This window comes from Paenibacillus sp. MDV22-iso6 (assembly GCF_058408365.1).
In genome coordinates this window covers 137,108-155,330 of sequence record NZ_JBZVDZ010000005.1, presented here as the reverse complement: position 1 = coordinate 155,330, position 18,223 = coordinate 137,108, and the positions used below count along the sequence as shown (strand labels likewise).

General features: G+C 44.6%; 19 protein-coding genes. All 19 read left to right on the top strand.

The features are described 5' to 3' along the window. Positions 1–57: 57 nt before the first annotated feature. The 19 genes from topA (at position 58) to AC4PM4_RS15655 (ending at position 18,218) form a co-directional block, all read left to right on the top strand. Positions 58–2,148 carry a type I DNA topoisomerase gene (gene topA / locus AC4PM4_RS15745; protein WP_064639074.1) on the top strand — a complete coding sequence of 697 codons (2,091 nt, stop codon included), beginning with the start codon at positions 58–60 and terminating at the stop codon, positions 2,146–2,148. A gap of 23 nt (positions 2,149–2,171) precedes the next feature. After that, complete coding sequence (gene trmFO, locus AC4PM4_RS15740) at positions 2,172–3,515, top strand: FADH(2)-oxidizing methylenetetrahydrofolate--tRNA-(uracil(54)-C(5))-methyltransferase TrmFO (RefSeq protein WP_491614020.1); 1,344 nt, start codon at positions 2,172–2,174, stop codon at positions 3,513–3,515. A gap of 26 nt (positions 3,516–3,541) precedes the next feature. Continuing rightward, positions 3,542–4,084: an ATP-dependent protease subunit HslV gene (gene hslV, locus AC4PM4_RS15735; protein ID WP_024630205.1), complete on the top strand. Its 543-nt coding sequence runs from the start codon at positions 3,542–3,544 to the stop codon at positions 4,082–4,084. 138 nt (positions 4,085–4,222) lie between these two features. Further along, positions 4,223–5,623, top strand: coding sequence for an ATP-dependent protease ATPase subunit HslU (gene hslU / locus AC4PM4_RS15730; RefSeq protein WP_063566415.1), 1,401 nt, complete (start codon positions 4,223–4,225; stop codon positions 5,621–5,623). Positions 5,624–6,612: 989 nt separating this feature from the next. Further along, a complete protein-coding gene (gene flgB, locus AC4PM4_RS15725) occupies positions 6,613–7,020 on the top strand; it encodes a flagellar basal body rod protein FlgB (protein ID WP_053783790.1) in 408 nt (135 codons plus the stop codon). Between the two features lie 5 nt (positions 7,021–7,025). After that, entirely contained in the window at positions 7,026–7,478 is a 453-nt protein-coding gene (gene flgC / locus AC4PM4_RS15720) for a flagellar basal body rod protein FlgC (RefSeq protein WP_072732395.1), read from the top strand. Positions 7,479–7,542: 64 nt separating this feature from the next. Further along, on the top strand, positions 7,543–7,854 hold the full coding sequence (gene fliE, locus AC4PM4_RS15715) for a flagellar hook-basal body complex protein FliE (protein ID WP_024630209.1): 312 nt from the start codon (positions 7,543–7,545) through the stop codon (positions 7,852–7,854). 137 nt (positions 7,855–7,991) lie between these two features. After that, a complete protein-coding gene (gene fliF / locus AC4PM4_RS15710; RefSeq protein ID WP_064639070.1) occupies positions 7,992–9,575 on the top strand; it encodes a flagellar basal-body MS-ring/collar protein FliF in 1,584 nt (527 codons plus the stop codon). A gap of 11 nt (positions 9,576–9,586) precedes the next feature. Next, positions 9,587–10,603, top strand: a complete 1,017-nt coding sequence (gene fliG, locus AC4PM4_RS15705; protein WP_063566412.1) for a flagellar motor switch protein FliG — start codon at positions 9,587–9,589, stop codon at positions 10,601–10,603. Then, the gene (locus tag AC4PM4_RS15700; protein WP_064639069.1) at positions 10,596–11,456 is read left to right on the top strand and encodes a FliH/SctL family protein; all 861 of its coding nucleotides are present in this window, start codon (positions 10,596–10,598) and stop codon (positions 11,454–11,456) included. Before fliG ends, AC4PM4_RS15700 begins: the two co-directional genes overlap by 8 nt. Further along, complete coding sequence (gene fliI, locus AC4PM4_RS15695) at positions 11,443–12,762, top strand: flagellar protein export ATPase FliI (RefSeq protein WP_072732397.1); 1,320 nt, start codon at positions 11,443–11,445, stop codon at positions 12,760–12,762. The genes AC4PM4_RS15700 and fliI overlap by 14 nt, the downstream gene beginning before the upstream one ends. Positions 12,763–12,773: 11 nt before the next feature. Beyond that, a complete protein-coding gene (gene fliJ / locus AC4PM4_RS15690) occupies positions 12,774–13,226 on the top strand; it encodes a flagellar export protein FliJ (protein ID WP_072732398.1) in 453 nt (150 codons plus the stop codon). A 42-nt stretch (positions 13,227–13,268) separates the two neighbouring features. Continuing rightward, a complete protein-coding gene (locus AC4PM4_RS15685) occupies positions 13,269–14,204 on the top strand; it encodes a MotE family protein (RefSeq protein ID WP_072732399.1) in 936 nt (311 codons plus the stop codon). Between the two features lie 43 nt (positions 14,205–14,247). After that, entirely contained in the window at positions 14,248–15,627 is a 1,380-nt protein-coding gene (locus AC4PM4_RS15680; RefSeq protein WP_491614019.1) for a flagellar hook-length control protein FliK, read from the top strand. 19 nt (positions 15,628–15,646) lie between these two features. Continuing rightward, complete coding sequence (locus AC4PM4_RS15675; RefSeq protein WP_063566406.1) at positions 15,647–16,192, top strand: flagellar hook capping FlgD N-terminal domain-containing protein; 546 nt, start codon at positions 15,647–15,649, stop codon at positions 16,190–16,192. Then, positions 16,189–16,572 (top strand): TIGR02530 family flagellar biosynthesis protein, encoded by a 384-nt coding sequence (locus tag AC4PM4_RS15670; RefSeq protein ID WP_063566405.1) that lies wholly within the window; start codon positions 16,189–16,191, stop codon positions 16,570–16,572. Before AC4PM4_RS15675 ends, AC4PM4_RS15670 begins: the two co-directional genes overlap by 4 nt. 81 nt (positions 16,573–16,653) lie before the next feature. Continuing rightward, positions 16,654–17,469 carry a flagellar basal body rod protein FlgG gene (gene flgG / locus AC4PM4_RS15665; protein ID WP_072732401.1) on the top strand — a complete coding sequence of 272 codons (816 nt, stop codon included), beginning with the start codon at positions 16,654–16,656 and terminating at the stop codon, positions 17,467–17,469. A gap of 66 nt (positions 17,470–17,535) precedes the next feature. Next, positions 17,536–17,757 carry a flagellar FlbD family protein gene (locus AC4PM4_RS15660; protein WP_024630220.1) on the top strand — a complete coding sequence of 74 codons (222 nt, stop codon included), beginning with the start codon at positions 17,536–17,538 and terminating at the stop codon, positions 17,755–17,757. Beyond that, the gene (locus AC4PM4_RS15655) at positions 17,757–18,218 is read left to right on the top strand and encodes a flagellar basal body-associated FliL family protein (RefSeq protein WP_072732402.1); all 462 of its coding nucleotides are present in this window, start codon (positions 17,757–17,759) and stop codon (positions 18,216–18,218) included. The genes AC4PM4_RS15660 and AC4PM4_RS15655 overlap by 1 nt, the downstream gene beginning before the upstream one ends. The last annotated feature ends 5 nt before the right edge of the window (positions 18,219–18,223 follow it).

The window sequence follows — 18,223 nt, the reverse complement described above, 5'->3', positions numbered from 1 at the left end:
TGAAGTATGAATTATAAAAACAAGCAGCAGTTTCATGACTGAGAGGAGGATGAACCTATGGCGGATGCACTCGTAATCGTGGAGTCGCCCTCAAAGGCGAAGACGATCGGCAAATATTTAGGCAGCAAGTTCATCGTAAAAGCTTCGATGGGGCATGTACGCGATTTGCCAAAGAGTCAGATCGGCGTTGAGGTAGAGAATGATTTTAATCCGAAATATATTACGATCCGCGGTAAAGGTTCAATTTTGAAAGAACTGAAGGATGCACGAAAGAAAGTGAAAAAAGTGTATCTCGCAGCTGACCCGGATCGCGAAGGTGAGGCTATTGCTTGGCATTTGGCCCATGCACTTGAACTGGATGAAACTGCGGATTGCCGAGTAGTATTTAATGAAATTACGAAACAGGCTGTCAAAGATGCGTTCAAAACGCCGCGTAAGATCAATATGGATCTGGTTAATGCGCAGCAGGCCAGACGTATTCTGGATCGGCTTGTAGGATATAAAATTAGTCCGTTATTATGGAAGAAAGTCAAAAAAGGATTGTCCGCTGGCCGCGTTCAGTCTGTGGCCGTCAAAATCATTTTGGATCGTGAAAATGAAATTAATGATTTTGAACCGGAAGAGTACTGGAGCATTACTGCCAAACTGACAGCGGACGGAAATCCGTTTGAAGCCAAGTTCCATCAGTTAAACGGTACCAAAACCGAACTTGGTAGTGAGGCAGAAGTACAGGCCATTTTAAAACAGATCGAGGGCGCTTCTTTTACAGTCAAAGAAGTTAAAGAGAAGGAACGCAGCCGTAACCCTTCTGCTCCGTTTACAACGAGTTCCTTGCAGCAGGAAGCCGCACGTAAATTGAATTTTAGAGCTTCCAAAACGATGTCTGTCGCCCAACAGCTGTATGAAGGCGTAGACCTCGGAAAAGAAGGCACAGTCGGTCTCATTACGTATATGCGTACGGACTCTACCCGAATTGCAGCATCGGCTCAGGAAGAAGCCAAGGAATACATTATTGGCAAGTATGGTGAGCCATTTGCACCAGAGACGCCTAGAAACTATTCCAAAAAAGCAGCCAATGCTCAAGACGCGCATGAAGCGATTCGTCCAACGTCGATTTTGCGTGATCCGGATTCCATTAAATCGTTTATGAGTCGTGATCAATTCCGGTTGTACAAATTGGTTTGGGAACGTTTTATAGCGAGCCAGATGTCATCTGCCGTTCTGGATACACTCTCCGTGGACATTGCTGCAGGAGATACGATTTTCCGGGCAGCGGGTTCGAAGGTTCGTTTCCAGGGATTCATGAAGGTGTATGTAGAAGGTAACGATGACGGTACAACGGAAGAAGATCGTCTGCTGCCTCCGCTGAAAAATGGAGATGTGCTGGAGAATCGGGAGATCGAGCCGAAACAGCACTTTACACAGCCGCCACCACGTTATACGGAAGCAAGGTTGGTTAAAACACTTGAGGAGCTGGGCATAGGGCGTCCGAGTACATATGCGCCAACGCTGGAGACCATTCAGAAGCGCGGATATGTTGCTATTGAAGAGAAGAAATTCATGCCAACGGAACTGGGCGAACTGGTCATCGAACAGATGGAGGAGTTCTTCCCGGAGATCCTGAATGTGGAGTTTACCGCCAACATGGAAGGTGATCTTGACCATGTGGAAGAAGGGTCGGAGGATTGGGTCAAAGTACTCGCAGAATTCTACGAATCTTTTGAGAAACGGCTTGAGTTTGCAGAAGAAGAAATGAAAGAAATCGAGATTGAAGATGAAGTATCGGATGAAATATGTGAGAAGTGCGGCAAACCGCTCGTTTATAAGCTGGGTCGTTTCGGCAAGTTTCTCGCATGTTCCGGGTTTCCGGATTGCCGGAATACCAAACCGATCATCAAGGATATAGGTGTGACTTGTCCGAAGTGTAAGGAAGGGCATGTTGTTGAGCGCCGCAGTAAAAAGGGACGGATTTTCTATGGTTGCGACAAGTATCCTGAATGTGATTTTGTATCATGGGATAGACCGTCAGCGAAACCATGTCCAAGTTGTGGATCACTAATGATTGAGAAACGGAACAAACAGGGAACACGATTACAGTGTACTTCATGTGATCATCAAGAGCCGGTAGAGGAACCGGAAGAAGATTGAGCGGATTAGCATAATGGGGGTAAATGATTTTGACGAATGAACAACAAGTAACCGTTATCGGTGCCGGGTTGGCAGGAACAGAAGCAGCTTGGCAGATCGCAAGTCGCGGTGTGCGCGTAAAACTATACGAGATGAGACCGGTTGTGAAAACACCGGCTCACCATACAGATAAATTTGCAGAACTGGTATGCAGCAACTCGCTTCGTGCGAATGGGTTGACTAACGCAGTTGGTGTATTGAAGGAAGAAATGAGAATGCTTAATTCTCTGGTATTGGGTGCAGCAGACCGTCATGCTGTTCCAGCAGGTGGAGCACTTGCTGTGGACCGGGACGGATTCTCAGGCGAGATCACATCTACACTTCATCAGCATCCACTCATCGAAGTAGTTAATGAAGAGCTGACTTCTTTGCCGGAAGACGGAATCGTTGTTGTTGCAACGGGGCCTTTGACTTCACCAGCATTGTCAGAGCAAATCAAGGCTCTTATGGGTGGAGAATACTTCTACTTCTATGATGCGGCTGCGCCAATTATCGAAAAAGATTCCATTGATATGAATAAAGTTTATCTGGCTTCACGTTATGACAAAGGCGAAGCAGCGTACTTGAACTGTCCGATGACAGAAGAGGAATTCGATGTATTCTATGAAGCGTTAATCACAGCGGAAGTTGCTCAACTGAAAGAGTTTGAGAAAGAAATTTACTTCGAAGGCTGTATGCCAATTGAAGTCATGATGAAACGTGGTAAACAAACGGCTTTGTTTGGTCCGATGAAACCTGTAGGACTCGTCAATCCGCATACTGGAGAACTGCCTCATGCTGTTGTTCAGCTTAGACAGGACAATGCAGCAGGAACGCTGTACAATCTGGTCGGATTCCAGACGCATCTGAAGTGGGGAGAACAAAAGCGTGTCTTTTCTTTGATCCCTGGACTTGAAAATGCGGAATTCGTCCGTTATGGCGTTATGCATCGTAATACATTTATCAATTCTCCCAAACTGCTTCGTCCAACGTATCAGTTCAAAGAGCGTCCGAACCTGTTCTTTGCAGGTCAAATGACGGGAGTAGAAGGTTATGTAGAATCTGCGGCATCCGGTTTGATCGCGGGTATGAATGCAGCCAAAGCAGCGCTTGGACAGGAACTGGTGGTATTGCCGGTGGAGACCACGCTGGGCAGTATGGCACAATATATTACAACAGCTGATTTCAAACACTTCCAGCCAATGAACGCAAACTTCGGATTGCTGCCGAAGCTGGAAACTAAAATACGCAACAAAAAGGAAAAAAATGAAGCACTTGCGCAGCGTGCACTGGACGGCATTGCCCGTTTTGCAGCAGCAGAAGGTCTAACCGTTCCGGAACGCGTGTAAATTAATCGTGGGAGGAGGCTGATATCATGGATATGTCATTTCATGCTACAACGATCTGTGCAGTTCGTCATAATGGCAAAGCAGCCATTGCCGGTGATGGTCAGGTGACCATGGGGCAAAGTGTTGTGATGAAAAATACAGCCAAAAAGGTTAGACGTTTGTATCGTGGACAGGTTGTCGCCGGTTTTGCCGGTTCCGTGGCGGATGCCATTACCTTGTTTGAGAAATTCGAAGGCAAGCTGGAGGAACATCATGGTAATCTGCAGCGTGCAGCGGTAGAACTTGCCAAGGATTGGCGCCAGGATCGGATTTTGCGCAAACTGGAAGCACTCCTTATTGTTATGGATAAGACAGGTATGCTGCTGATTTCTGGTGGTGGCGAAATAATCGAGCCGGATGATGATGTTATCGCTATTGGCTCGGGAGGAAACTTCGCGTTATCTGCTGCACGTGCGTTAAAACGTCATGCAGTGGATCTGGAAGCAAAAGACATTGCTCGTGAATCACTCCAGATTGCTTCAGAGTTATGCGTATATACCAACAATAATATAATTGTTGAAGAGTTGTAAGAAAAGCAATCTCCCGTGATGGGGCATGATGATTAAATCGGCTCCAGTTACTTCGTGGAGATTCTTTGTCCTTGTAGGTAAAATTTATAACGTTCTATCTCATAAACAAGGTTCACATACTGGTAGGAGGGAAGCTATATGGATACTCAAGCGTTAACGCCAAGACAAATCGTTGCAGAGCTTGATAAGTACATTGTAGGTCAAAAACAGGCTAAAAAATCGGTAGCGGTCGCCCTTCGCAATCGTTATCGCCGTAGCCTTTTGCCCGAAAATACCCAAGATGATATTGTACCTAAAAATATTCTGATGATTGGACCTACTGGTGTTGGTAAAACTGAGATTGCACGCCGACTGGCTAAGTTGGTAGGAGCTCCATTCGTAAAAGTGGAAGCTACGAAGTTCACGGAAGTGGGCTATGTTGGCCGTGATGTGGAATCTATGATTCGTGATTTAATTGAAACATCGCTGCGGATGGTCAAGCTGGAACGTACAGAAAAGGTCAAGGACAAAGCGGAAGAGGCTGCCAATGAGCGGATCGTACATATTTTGGCCCCTTCACAATCCAAATCCAAAAATCAGCGGAATCCGTTCGAAATGATTTTTGGGAATAATGGCAACAACACGCCAGAAACCGATGAGCAGGAACCGGATACGGGAGTAGCTGAACGGCGACGTAAAATCAAATTTGATTTGTTATCTGGCAAGCTGGAAGATGACGTTATCGAGATTGATGTGGAAGATACCACGCCAAACATGATGGACATGTTCGCTGGTCAAGGAAATGATCAGATGGGGATGAACATGCAGGAGATGTTTGGTAGTTTATTGCCACGTCGTACCAAAAAACGTAAACTGGCGATTAAGGAAGCTCGCAAAGTATTGATTCAGGAAGAAGCGGGCAAGTTGATTGATATGGATGATGTTACTCAGGAGTCCATCCGCCGGGCGGAACAGACAGGTATCATATTCATTGACGAAATTGATAAAGTGGCCAGTCAAGGGCGCGGTAGCGGTCCCGATGTATCCCGTGAAGGTGTACAGCGTGACATTCTGCCAATCGTGGAAGGATCTACGGTAATGACGAAGTATGGCCCTGTCAAAACGGATTACATCCTGTTTATGGCAGCCGGTGCATTTCACGTAGCCAAACCCTCGGATCTCATTCCAGAGCTCCAGGGGCGTTTCCCTATCCGTGTAGAACTGAACAGCCTGACGCTTGATGAATTTGTATCAATCCTTACGGAACCTAAAAATGCGTTAACCAAGCAGTATGTGGATTTGCTGCGTACAGAGAATATTGAGATTGAATTCTCGGATGATGCCATTCGTGAGATTGCCAAGCTGGCTGAGAACGTGAATCAGAATACGGAAAATATCGGTGCACGGCGTTTGCATACTATTCTGGAGAAACTTCTTGAGGATCTGTCTTTTGAAGCGCCAGAACTTACGCTGGAGCGTATGGTAATCACTCCGGAATATGTACGTGAGAAATTGAATGACATTGCACTTGATCGTGATTTAAGTCAATATATCTTGTAACACAGGTGTAGAGCTCTGTTCATGGTGTGATTGTAGGTTGGATGACGGTATACAATGGATGAATAAAGATCAAACAACTACACGGAAATAGGATATTTGGTCCTGGTTCTGACTGTAGAAGACTTTATTCGATCCAGATGTATGCCGTTTATTTTTGTTTTATCCTAATATAATGCCGTATCGCAACCGATAAAAAAGATGGAGTTGTATAAGATGAAAGATAATCTAGGACTTGTGCCGCAGAGATAATGTAATTAAACCCTAAAGACGTGCTTACAACACATATTTGATAATTCTATAAATTCCAATAAAAGGATTTTGTTTTTCCAAGTCTGGTTATCGGTTTAATCAGAAGCTTGAGAAATATTTGCATAAATGCGCAAAAAGTGAATGAGATGGTATTGCGGATGTGACAAAATATTCTTGTGAAATTTAAATAAGCTTGCTCTGTTTAAATGTTAAAAAAGTGTTTTAGATATTAAGCTGAAACAAATAATTCGAAACGGATATTTTGTCAATTAGCAATTTCATAGAATAGAAAAGTTTCTAAGGGAAATTATAAAAAAGCTTATTATATCGGTAAATTTTTCTAATAGGAAATCGTTTGAAGCTTTACGATGGATTCCTTGTTTGTATTATTATGATGTACTGAATCGTATAGAAGCATAGTATAAATTTTAAGAATGTTTAAGAGCTCATATCGAGCACTTAAGCTTATTTTTGTTTTGGGCCCCAACATTTACGAAAAAATTCATAATTTGCAGAAAATACACAAAAAGCTCTGTCTTTCAGAAAAGATAGGGCTTTTTTCTTATTGTAATATATCCCAATCTCGAAGAAACTTATGTTATACGACAACATCAGAGTTAATTCTACTTAAGTCCTAGAAAACCGTGTAAAAGCGAATGTTTTTTGTCGAAAAAACATAAGCATCCTGACGGAAAAAGATTGAATCTATTTCCATAATTTCTAAAGAGAGGAGGGCGATTATGAATCTTTTGAATGATATTAGTTTTCAAAGGTTACAAGGTGCACTCGATGCCTCCAACATTAGACAACGAACAATTGCTGACAATATTGCGAATGCGGACACCCCGTATTTCAAGCGTTCGGACGTTGCTTTTGAAGAAATGCTGCAGGAACAAATGAATGGAGACATGCCTGTTCTTAAAGGAAAAGTAACGGATTCAAGGCATTTTGTCATAGGTCCTTCCTCTTCCATACCTACACCAGTAGTTAATATGGACCAGTCAACATCCATGAATAACAACCAGAACAACGTCGATGTAGACAAAGAAATGAGTCTTCTGGCGGAGAACCAGCTGCGTTACAACGCTTATATTCAGCAAGTGAATGAACAGATCAAAATGATGCGTGTTGGAGTCGAAGGGAGATAACTTAGGTGAACATCAGTAACAGTTTCAGTATTAGTGCATCGGCTCTAACGGCTCAGCGTTTGCGGATGGACGTTATATCTTCCAACATTGCCAACGCGGAGACGACGCGCGCGAGTGTAACCAACGGCGAGGCAGTTCCTTACAAGCGCAAGATGGTTGTGCTTGAACCTAACAAAACTTCTTTCAACAGCTTGCTTCAAAATCAGATGAAAAGCGGTGGGTCTGGAGAGGGAGTTAGAGTGTCGGAGATTCGTGAAGATCAGTCCCCTCTGAAACCGGTCTACGACCCTACACATCCGGATGCCAACGCTGAGGGGTATGTGTATATGCCTAATGTGGATATCGCGAAAGAAATGGTGGACATGATTTCGGCTTCACGCTCATATGAAGCAAACGTCACAGCTTTGAACTCAACCAAAGCAATGATATCCAAAGCATTGGAGATTGGAAGAGCCTAGTTAACGGCTTAAAGGTGGAAATATCCATAAAACCAAAGAACAGAAATGAAAGGGAGGGACATTAATGATTCAGAACAACATGTTTAGCACACAGGGGATTCAACCGCTTCAGATGCAAAGTACGGCACAAAGTAAACCATCTACACCAGCCGAAACCATTCAGAGCTTCGGTACATACCTACAGGATGCGCTAGGGTCTGTAGCTGCACAGGAGACCCAAGCACATGAAATGTCAAACCAATTCCTGGTTGGAAAAGTGAACGTTGATCAGGTGATGATCGCTTCTGAACAGGCCCTGTTGAGTCTTCAACTTACGACTCAAGTCCGAAACAAAGTAGTCGAAGCATATCAGGAGATTATGCGTACGCAATTGTAAATTGACTTAAATGCGCTTCGACAACAGCGCTGATTACTACAACAAGCAGCTGCGATGCTGCTCCTGACCGTTAAACTTTAGAACCTATAGAGATTGCGGAGGGACAGACCAAGCAAAGTTTCGGATGGGGTGACAGAGTGAATGAGAGAATTGCCCAATACAGGGATAAGGCATCCCAGTATTGGAATAGTTTTAGCAAAAAGCAAAAAGTATTATTTATTTCCACATTCCTGTTTTTAATTTTGGCTGCAGTTGTACTAACCATGCAATTGTCAAAGACGGAATATGAAGTTGCTTTCACGGATTTGAATGCAAGTGACTCTGCAGGCGTCATTAGTTATCTTGATTCCTCCAGTATTCCATACAAATTAAGTGCAGACGGTAAGACCATATCTGTACCGAGCACGGATGTTGCTATTGCAAAAGTAAATATCGGATCACAAGGAATTATTCAGAATGGTTCATTAGGATATAAGTCTTTTGAGGAGTCATCATCTCCAATTGGGATGACGGATAAAGAGTTCGATGTGAAGTATAACAACGCATTGAACGGAGAAGTGGAGCAGTTGCTTCAACGGATGCAAGGCATACAGGATGCTAAAGTACTGGTCAATATGCCAAAAGATAATATCTTTGCTGGCCTAGAAGAGCAGGATAAAGCATCAGCATCAGTGGCCCTGCAGTTTAAACCGGGTTATCACCCCAATCAGGCTGCGGTAGATGGATATTTTAATTTGGTCAAAACAGCCATTCCCAATCTACCTATTGAAAACATAACGATTACGAACACGGATGAAGCGGAACTGATTCCTACGGCCCGAGGTGGTAGCGGGGGATTATCTTCTGAAGTCCAAGAAAACATGGCGTTACAGAAGAAATTCGAAAATGATGTTCGCAATAATGTGAAACAATTTCTTTCGCAGATTGTGGGTGACGAGAACGTCAATGTTCTGGTTGCTTCCAAGCTTAATTTTGACAAGGAAACGCGGAAAGAAAACCTGGTCACACCGGTCGATGTAGATAATATGAAAGGCATCGAGATTAGTGTGCAAGAGATTCAAAAGAGTTACACTGGGGCAAGCAATCCGACAGGCGGTGTTGCTGGCACAGGTCAAGAGGAAGTTCCGGGTTATCCATCATCGGATGCATCAGGCAACTCAACCTCGGAGGAAACATCCAGCACCAAAAACTACGATGTCAACCGAATTGTTAAAGATATCGTTTCTAGTCCATACACTGTAAAAGATTTAACCATTAACGTTGCGGTTGAACCACCGGCAGGACAAACAGAATTACAAGCTCCGGTTCAGGATGCAATTGAAAATATTTTGGTTAACATTGTTCGTGCATCATTGGCGGACTCAGGCACTGTAATAAGTGACGCAGACTTGGCCAAAAAAGTTTCGGTAATGTCTCAAGGTTTCCAGACTGCTGCGGCAACAAATACAGGCTTCAAGCTTTCCACCGGAATGATGTGGGGCATAGGAGCACTGGTGGCAGCATTGATTGCAACGGTTGTTATTTTGTTAGTGCGCCGTCGTCGCAAACAAAACGAAATAGAAGAAGAGGACATTCCTCTTCCAGTAGCAACAGAGTTTCCGTCCATTACGTTGGACAGTGTAACGAACGAAAGTCAAGTGCGCAAACAATTGGAGAGTTTGGCCAAGAAAAAGCCAGACGAATTCGTCAATCTGCTGCGTACGTGGCTGGCTGACGAATAGAGGTGAACGCATTGGCGAAGGCAAGCAGTCAAGGTCTGACTGGAAGACAAAAAGCAGCAATTTTGTTGATTACATTAGGTCCGGAAGTATCCGCTCAAATCTTCAAACATTTGCGGGACGAGGAAATCGAACAACTGACGTTGGAAATTGCCAATGTTCGCAAAGTGGATGCTTCTGAAAAAGATATGATTATGTCTGAGTTTCACCAGATCTGTTTGGCACAGGAATATATCTCTCAGGGCGGTATTACGTACGCGAGAGAAATTCTGGAGAAAGCACTCGGGTCGCAAAAAGCACTTGAAGTTATTAACCGTTTGACAGCTACGCTGCAGGTTAGACCCTTTGACTTTGCGCGTAAGGCGGATCCGAATCAAATATTGAACTTCATTCAGAACGAAAGCCCGCAAACGATTGCTCTGGTATTATCGTATCTGCAATTTGAGCAGGCAGCAGCAATCTTGTCCTCGTTACCACAAGAGAAGCAGGCCGATGTAGCACGCAGAGTTGCTGTTATGGACAGTACGTCTCCAGAAGTCATTTCTCAAGTGGAACGGGTGCTCGAGCAGAAATTATCTTCTACTGTTACGCAGGATTATACAAATGCGGGTGGTATCGAATCCATCGTTCAGATCTTGAACGGCGTCGACCGTGGTACGGAGCGTACTATTCTCGACTCGTTGGAAATTCAAGATCCGGAACTTGCAGAAGAAATCAAAAAACGCATGTTTGTATTCGAAGATATCGTCAATGTGGACGATCGTTCGATCCAGCGTATTATCCGGGATATCGACAACGCAGATTTGCAGTTGGCACTCAAAGTGGCGAGCGAAGAAGTACGGGATGCTATATTCCGAAATATGTCGAAACGGATGTCCGAGACATTCAAGGAAGAAATGGAATTCATGGGACCCGTTCGGTTGCGTGATGTTGAGGAAGCTCAGACCCGTATCGTAGGAACGATCCGTAGATTGGAAGAAGCTGGTGAGATCATTATCGCTCGCGGTGGAGGAGATGATATCATTGTCTAATTTGATTAAATCTTTCCAGTATGTACCGGTTGATGACCGCAAACGACTCGAAAATCATCATCATTATGGTGGACCGGAGTCTGATGCGGAGTTAGATGGTGAACGAGCTGAAGGTTCTGAAGCTGAGATGCTTCAGGCACGCGTGGACGAAGAAACACAACGTCTTACCGCGGAGATGCTGGAGGATGCCAAGGAGTTTGCAGAAAAGCAGGTACGTGATGCTTCGGAGGAAGCGGAGCGATTGCTTCAAGAAGCCCGTGAACAGATAGATAGCTGGTGGCAGGAGCAGCGTCAGCAGGATGAACATCTGACTGAAGCTCTTCGTTCACAAGGTTTCCAGCAGGGTTTTGAAGAAGGCAAAGTACAGGCTGAACTGGATCTCCAGGTGAAGATCGAAGAGATGATGAAGGAAGCACGCGGGGTGCTTGAAGAAGCTTACGTTGCCAAAGATCAGATTATTCAGGAAGCAGAGCCTTTCCTTGTGGATCTCGCCTGTGGTATCGCTGAGAAGGTGATTGACAAACAACTTTCGGTTGAACCAGAACACACGCTTGAACTAATTCGTCAGAGTTTGTCTCGCAAACGTGAACAGGGGATGATCACCTTATGTGTGGCACCTGATCAATTTGCTTTTGTGCAGGCTGCACGTGAAGAGTTGGCTATGGCAATTGACTCTCAGGCAGAATTGCAGATTTTGCCTGATGCTACGGTAAAAGATAAGGGATGTGTTATACGGTCGTCGTTTGGAAGCGTAGATGCCAGAATTGATACCCAGCTCGCTGAAATTAAAAAAGAACTGATCCGCATAGCACTTGAGGATGAGGGGCGAAAAAATCAACATGAAGATTCTTAGCTCACAGCGATACATGGAACATCTTAAGCAATTTGATCCCGTTCGCATTAACGGTAAGGTCACTCAGGTCATTGGTCTTATGGTTGAGTCGGAAGGTCCGGATGCCAGCATTGGTGATGTATGTTACATCTACCCTGGAAAATCTGCCAAGCCACTTCAGGCAGAGGTTGTCGGGTTTCGGGATAACAAAGTTTTGCTCATGCCACTTGGTGAACTTCAATCCATTGGTCCTGGGTGTGATGTGGTCGGAACGGGTAAACCACTTGGGGTACAGGTTGGATCAGAATTGCTTGGTAAAGTGTTAGATGGATTGGGACAACCTTTGGACGGTTCCTTGTTACCCTCCAGAATGCCGATGTACTCCACATCCAATAGGCCAGTGAATCCGATGGACCGACCACGGGTACTCGAAACGATGAGTGTAGGTGTGAGAGCCATTGACGGTCTGTTGACGGTTGGCAAAGGACAAAGGGTCGGTATTTTTGCCGGATCAGGTGTTGGTAAAAGTACGCTTATGGGTATGATCGCCCGCAATACAGCAGCAGACGTCAATGTAATTGCTTTGGTAGGCGAGCGGGGCCGTGAGGTTCGTGACTTTATTGAACGGGATCTGGGTCCGGAAGGACTGGAACGATCTGTCGTTATTGTCGCTACCTCTGATCAACCTGCTCTGATTCGAATCAAGGGCGCGGTCATCGCAACTACGATTGCGGAGTATTTCAGAGACAGAGGCATGAATGTCATGTTGATGATGGACTCCGTTACACGTTATGCCATGGCACAGAGGGAAGTGGGACTTGCCGTGGGAGAACCTCCTGCAATGAGAGGATACACTCCTTCTGTTTTTGCGAGTTTACCCAAGTTGCTTGAGCGAGCGGGGACTGGACCCACAGGTTCGATTACTGCTTTTTACACCGTCCTTGTCGACGGGGATGATATGAACGAACCGATTGCAGATGCGGTAAGAGGTATTTTGGATGGTCATATTGTACTGAATCGGTCCATCGCAAACAAAGGTCATTTCCCTGCCATTGATGTGCTTGCGAGCATTAGTCGGGTTATGAAGGATATTGCTCCTGAAGAGCAGCTGGAAGCCGTTAATAATATGAAGAGACTGATGGCTGTGTACAAGGAATCAGAGGATTTAATTAACATTGGGGCTTATCAAAGAGGTTCAAATGCTGCCATTGATGAATCGATAGACCAGATTGATAGCATCTGGAATTTTACAAGGCAGAAAGTCGATGAAAAAGTAACGCTGAGTGAAGTGCAGGAACGTTTGATTCTTGAATTTGCAAGGAGATGAATGGGTAAACGATGAAATTTCGATATCATTTCCAGAAGGTTGTTGACCTGAAAAGCAATGAAAAAACGCAAGCGGAGTGGATGTTATCCACAGCGATCGGGAAACTTCAGACTGAGGAAGAGCATCTTTTACAACTATTGAATGATAAAAAGGAATTGATTGATGTCATTCAATCTGCTACGGAAAGTACGGCTTCCGTATCCAGCTTGCAGGAGATGCAGCGGTATGTCCATCACCTTGACGAGTGCATTTCACGCAAAAGTAGTGATGTCAGACATGCTGAGGTCAATGTGCAACGGAATCAAACGTTTCTGAATGGCAAAATGATGGACGAAAAAGTATGGCTTGGGGCGAGAGACAAGGCCAAAATCAAATTTCAGCAGGAGATGCTCCTCCGGGAACAGAACGATCTGGACGAGATGGCTACTGTACGCTTCGCTGCCAAAGCCGGACGCGCGAATTGATGTGGCCGGACGCGAAGTTGTCTCGTGAAGGAGGAAAGAACAATGGCTGTTAAAGACACAGATATGGAAAAAGAGTCGAGCGGCGGTTGGGAAAAGTTTCTGATGATTTCAATCCCAATTGTGTTCACTGTGGTTTTGTTGGGTGTTTTGCTCACTCTATTTAATGTAGATATTCGCAACAACCTGCTTGGAGTAGCTAACAAAATTCCTATCGTAAAGGACTGGGTGCCTGATCCTGTGCTAGATCCGGAGAAAAAGAAACTGGAGAAGAGCGAGCAGCAGGTCGAGAGTGCAGAAGCGACAATAGATAAGCTGAAGGCACAAGTAAGCGAGAAAGAAACAGAGCTTAAAGCAGCGAAGGATGCCACGACCACAGAGGCGAAAAAAGCAAGTGATTTGCAAAAGAAATTGGATGATGCGGAAAAAGCGGTTGAAACCGCTGTGCGGAATCCAGAGACCGAGTCTGATTATCAGAAACAAATTAAAGATTTGGCTAAGATGTATGCGGACATGAGTCCCAGTAAGGCCGCGCCGATTTTGCAAAATATGACGAACGAAGAGATGGTGCTGCTTCTGAGTGCGATGCAATCGGCTGCACGAACTAAGGTGCTGGAAAAGATGGACCCAAAAACAGCGGCTGATGTCACGATGATGATGAAGGATGCAAAACCATCCGGTGATCTGGCCCTGGACGCACTGCAATCCCGCTTGAAGAAAGAGACTGCAACTACATCTACGGCATCTACGACTAACTCCAAAAATTTGGATAAAAATCAGCTTAGTCAAACGTTTGCTTCCATGTCGGCCTCTAGCGGAGCCAAGCTGTTACTCGAAACTTATAAGCTGAGTCCGGACAAAACCTTGACCATTTTGAATTCTGTAGATGATGCTACACGGTCTCAATTGCTTGAAAATATGTCGACTGAAAATTCAGTTGAAACTGCAAAAATATTAAATAAATTAATGGGTAACAAGTAAGATTAGTAGCGTCTGTTTTATTAAGGAGAGGAGGTGAAAATAAATGTCGATTGTATATCAAATGACATCCACATCATCCGCCAAGACAATAGGAGCAGCTCAGACAGCTGGAACTGGTTCCAAAGGTGCAACTGCTGGTAGCGGTGATTTTCTACAAACTCTTGCCCAATCATTGAATGGTGGTGCAACGGGGGAGAACAGCTCGGCTGCAGCAGGGAGCTTAACAGCTAATCCGCTTATGTTTACCTTTGCAGCTAGTGAAGATGGAGAACAAACATCTATCACCGATATCTTGAGTTCGTTATTCGCAGATTTGGATTCACTAGATGAAGCTTTGGAAAATGATCCGTCACTACTAGGGGATTTACAAAGTCTGATTCAGCAGATGTATGCTCAATTAGATGCTAATCCTGGTACTCAAGCCGAAGGTTCTGATGAGCCTACAAGTGAAGCGGGTAATGCAGCATCAGCAATTGATCTGGCGGAACATCCAGCAGCAGTGCGCTTTGTATTACAGGATGTGCTTACACAGTTAATTGCGGGTATGAATGAGCCTGATAGTACTGTTGTCAAGAACGCTCCAGAATTCAAGCACCTGCTTCAATCTCTTCAAAGTCAGTTGCAAGATGCTGGCGTTGACACCAGTCTTAACAAAGGGTGGAATGAACTTAAATCCATTCTGGATACATTAGCGGTGACTAAGGACCAGGCTGTGCAAGTGGCTCCAACGCATCCCGTTCAAACATCCAAGCAAGACTCAGTGGTACCACAAGTTCTTGTTGCGGCCGCTTCAAATACTGGACCTAAAGTTTCAGTTGAAACGGATTCAGCACCTACAGCGAATGAAGTAGGAGAAGTGGACCATTCAAGTATCATTACGGCAGGAGAGTTGTCCTTACGTTCATCAGGTACATCAGCGGGTAAACCGGCTGAACCTGTCATGCAAGCATCCCAGTTTGCAAAAGAGATGACACAATTTGTTGTGAACAAGCTGGATATCGTGCAGCAAAAGGGTTTTTCAGAGGCAACTATCTCACTACGTCCGGAGCATCTAGGTAAGCTGGATGTACAAATTACTTTGCAAAACGGACAATTGGTTGCACGGTTTATGACTGAGCATACGATGGCGAAAGACATGCTGGAACAGCAAATGATGCAACTGCGTAGCTCGCTTCAAGCTCAAGGCATTCAAGTGGAACGACTTGAAGTTACTCAGAACAGCTCACTTGGTTCACAAATGTACCAGGATGGGGGACGCCAGCCAGGAAGCAATTCTCAGCAGCAACGTCGCTCACGCGAACGTGAAGAACAATCGGATGATGCTGTAACTACAGCAACTCTCCATGAAGAATTGCGCAACTGGCGTAGTGAACATGAGGAAGCCAACGACCTGCGGAGAGACACGTTTACAGCAGAAGCTTAAATAGAAATGAGGTGAAAATATGGCTAATGAAGCGATTTCTACCAATAATACCTGGCCTAACTATTCGGCAGCGAATAAAGCTACAACAAGCGCTGCAACAAAAGAGCTGGGCAAGGATCAGTTTCTTAAAATATTGATCACTCAGCTACAAAATCAGGATCCGATGCAGCCAATGGAAGATAAGGAATTTATCGCTCAGATGGCTCAGTTCAGTTCGGTAGAACAACTGGTGAATATCTCGTCTCAGCTCAAGACTTTGAATCAGTCTCTTGGGACAGTGTCTGGCATGATTGGCCGCGAGATCAGTTGGCTTTCTTCTAATAAAGAGGATAACGGAACACTCCGTCAAGGTATTGTGGATTCTATTATCGTACGAGATGGTGTTCAGTACGCAAAAGTGGGCAAAGACGAAATTAAGCTGGATGAAATTATTCAGGTAACCAATCCAACACAGGCTGAGGAAAATGAAAATCCTGTTCAGAACGCTGAAGATTCAGCTGAAACGAACGAAACCAATGAACAAGAACCATCAGCACAGCCTGAAGATAACGGAAACACGTTATGAGTGATCGGATAACAGTAGGCCAACTGTATACAGGTCCAATTACACCGAATTTGCATAATCGCTCCAAAGCAGGAGAAACGTCTAATGTACCTGAACGCCCTTTTGCACAGGTATTGGAAGACAACCTCCTGAAATTGAGTAATCATGCTGCCAAAAGGTTGGAACAGCGGGGTATTGAACTCAAGACTGAGCAGATGCAGCAGATTGGAACTGCCCTGGATAAGGCTGCTGCCAAAGGAGCCAAGGAATCCTTGATTTTGATGAAAGATATGGCTTTTATCGTTAATGTCAAAAATCGTACTGTCGTTACAGCCATGGATAGTGAAAGCATGAAGGATAATGTATTCACCCAGATTGACAGTGCTGTAATCATTTCTTGACCGGCTGGCCCTTCTCGGGAGCCGGAATGCCGCTGACCGACTGACGCGGTAACCAAATTAAGGCTGGGAGGATTTTTAAAAATGTTGAAATCAATGTACTCAGGCGTTTCCGGGATGCGGGGTTTTCAAACGAAACTTGATGTTATCGGTAATAATATTGCGAACGTGAACACGGTTGGTTTTAAAGGTAGCCGTGTTATGTTCAAAGATATTATGAGCCAAACAACGGCGGGGGTAACAGCGCCTGGAGATGATAACGGTGGTGTAAATGCAAAGCAGATTGGTTTGGGTGTATCGGTAGGATCGATTGATACGCTGCATCTTGCGGGCAGCCCAATGACAACTAATAATCCAACCGACCTGCGTCTCAATGGTGATGGTTTCTTCCTGGTGACCCTAGGCGGAGAACAAGAAGTTCCTTTTTTGACCCGTGCAGGAGATTTCCATGTGGATGCTAACCGTAACCTCGTGACATCCGATGGTCTGTTCGTTGTTGATAGTGGTGGAGAACCTATCACATTGGATGAAGCGGTAGTTTCTTTCACTATTGGTCAAGATGGAATTATCAACCAGACGATGGATGATGGAACAACTGAAGCTGGAGCACAACTGGGCATAGGGAAAGTAACAAATCCAGAAGGTCTAGAAAAAATCGGTGGTAACTTGTATCGTATTACTGCAAATGCCAATGCTGACGGGGAATTCGAAATTGTCACTGCCAATAGTACTGAATTTGGTACAGGCTCCGTTATTGCAGGACAACTTGAAATGTCCAACGTGGATCTAACAGGTGAATTCACAGAGATGATCGTGGCTCAACGTGGATTCCAGGCGAACTCACGTATTATTACAACGTCCGATGAAGTACTTCAGGAAGTTGTTAACCTGAAACGTTAATAACTGATTAGCAATTTTTAATGCGTGGGGGAGCTTGCTCCTCCACTCTGATCGAGGGGGCTTAGCATGATTTCGGTTACGCGGTTAAATGGTTCTCCCATGTGGTTAAATGCGCTGATGGTTGAAATTGTCGAAGAGACACCAGACACGTATATTACTCTGGTAACCGGAAAGAGACTTATTGTGCTTGAGAAGGCCGATGAGGTTATTTCCAAAATTAAAGATTACAACCGTGAAATCGGGGTTCAGGCAGCCACTATTAAAGTGCAGCAAACGGAGGAGTCCTGATGAAAAAGATGTTGCCATGGCTTGCAACAAGCTTGCTAGCTATAACACTCATTGTGGTGGTTGTGTTTGTATTTATGCAAGGACAGAACGGGAATAAGAATGATACACATACGGCAGCCGCTGCTGCAGAGAAGAAGATGACTGCGGATGAGATTGTTGCAGTTTCCTCAGAGCTTGGAGAAATTAAAACCAATTTGGCTGATATAGACCATATTGTAGTTGTAAGTTTTTCTTTCAAATTGTCCGACAAAAAGGCTAAAGAAGATTTTGAGAAAATCAAGGAAATCACGGTGAAGCCTATCATCATCCAGACTTTTGCGGATACCAAGTCGGATGAGCTGGCTACAGCAAAAGGTCGCATTCAATTTAATAAAAAATTGACCGAACTTATTAATGAAGCTTTGCCGGAAGGTAAGCTGACCAGTACTAGTTTTTCTTCTTTTTTGACAGCACCAATATAATGAAC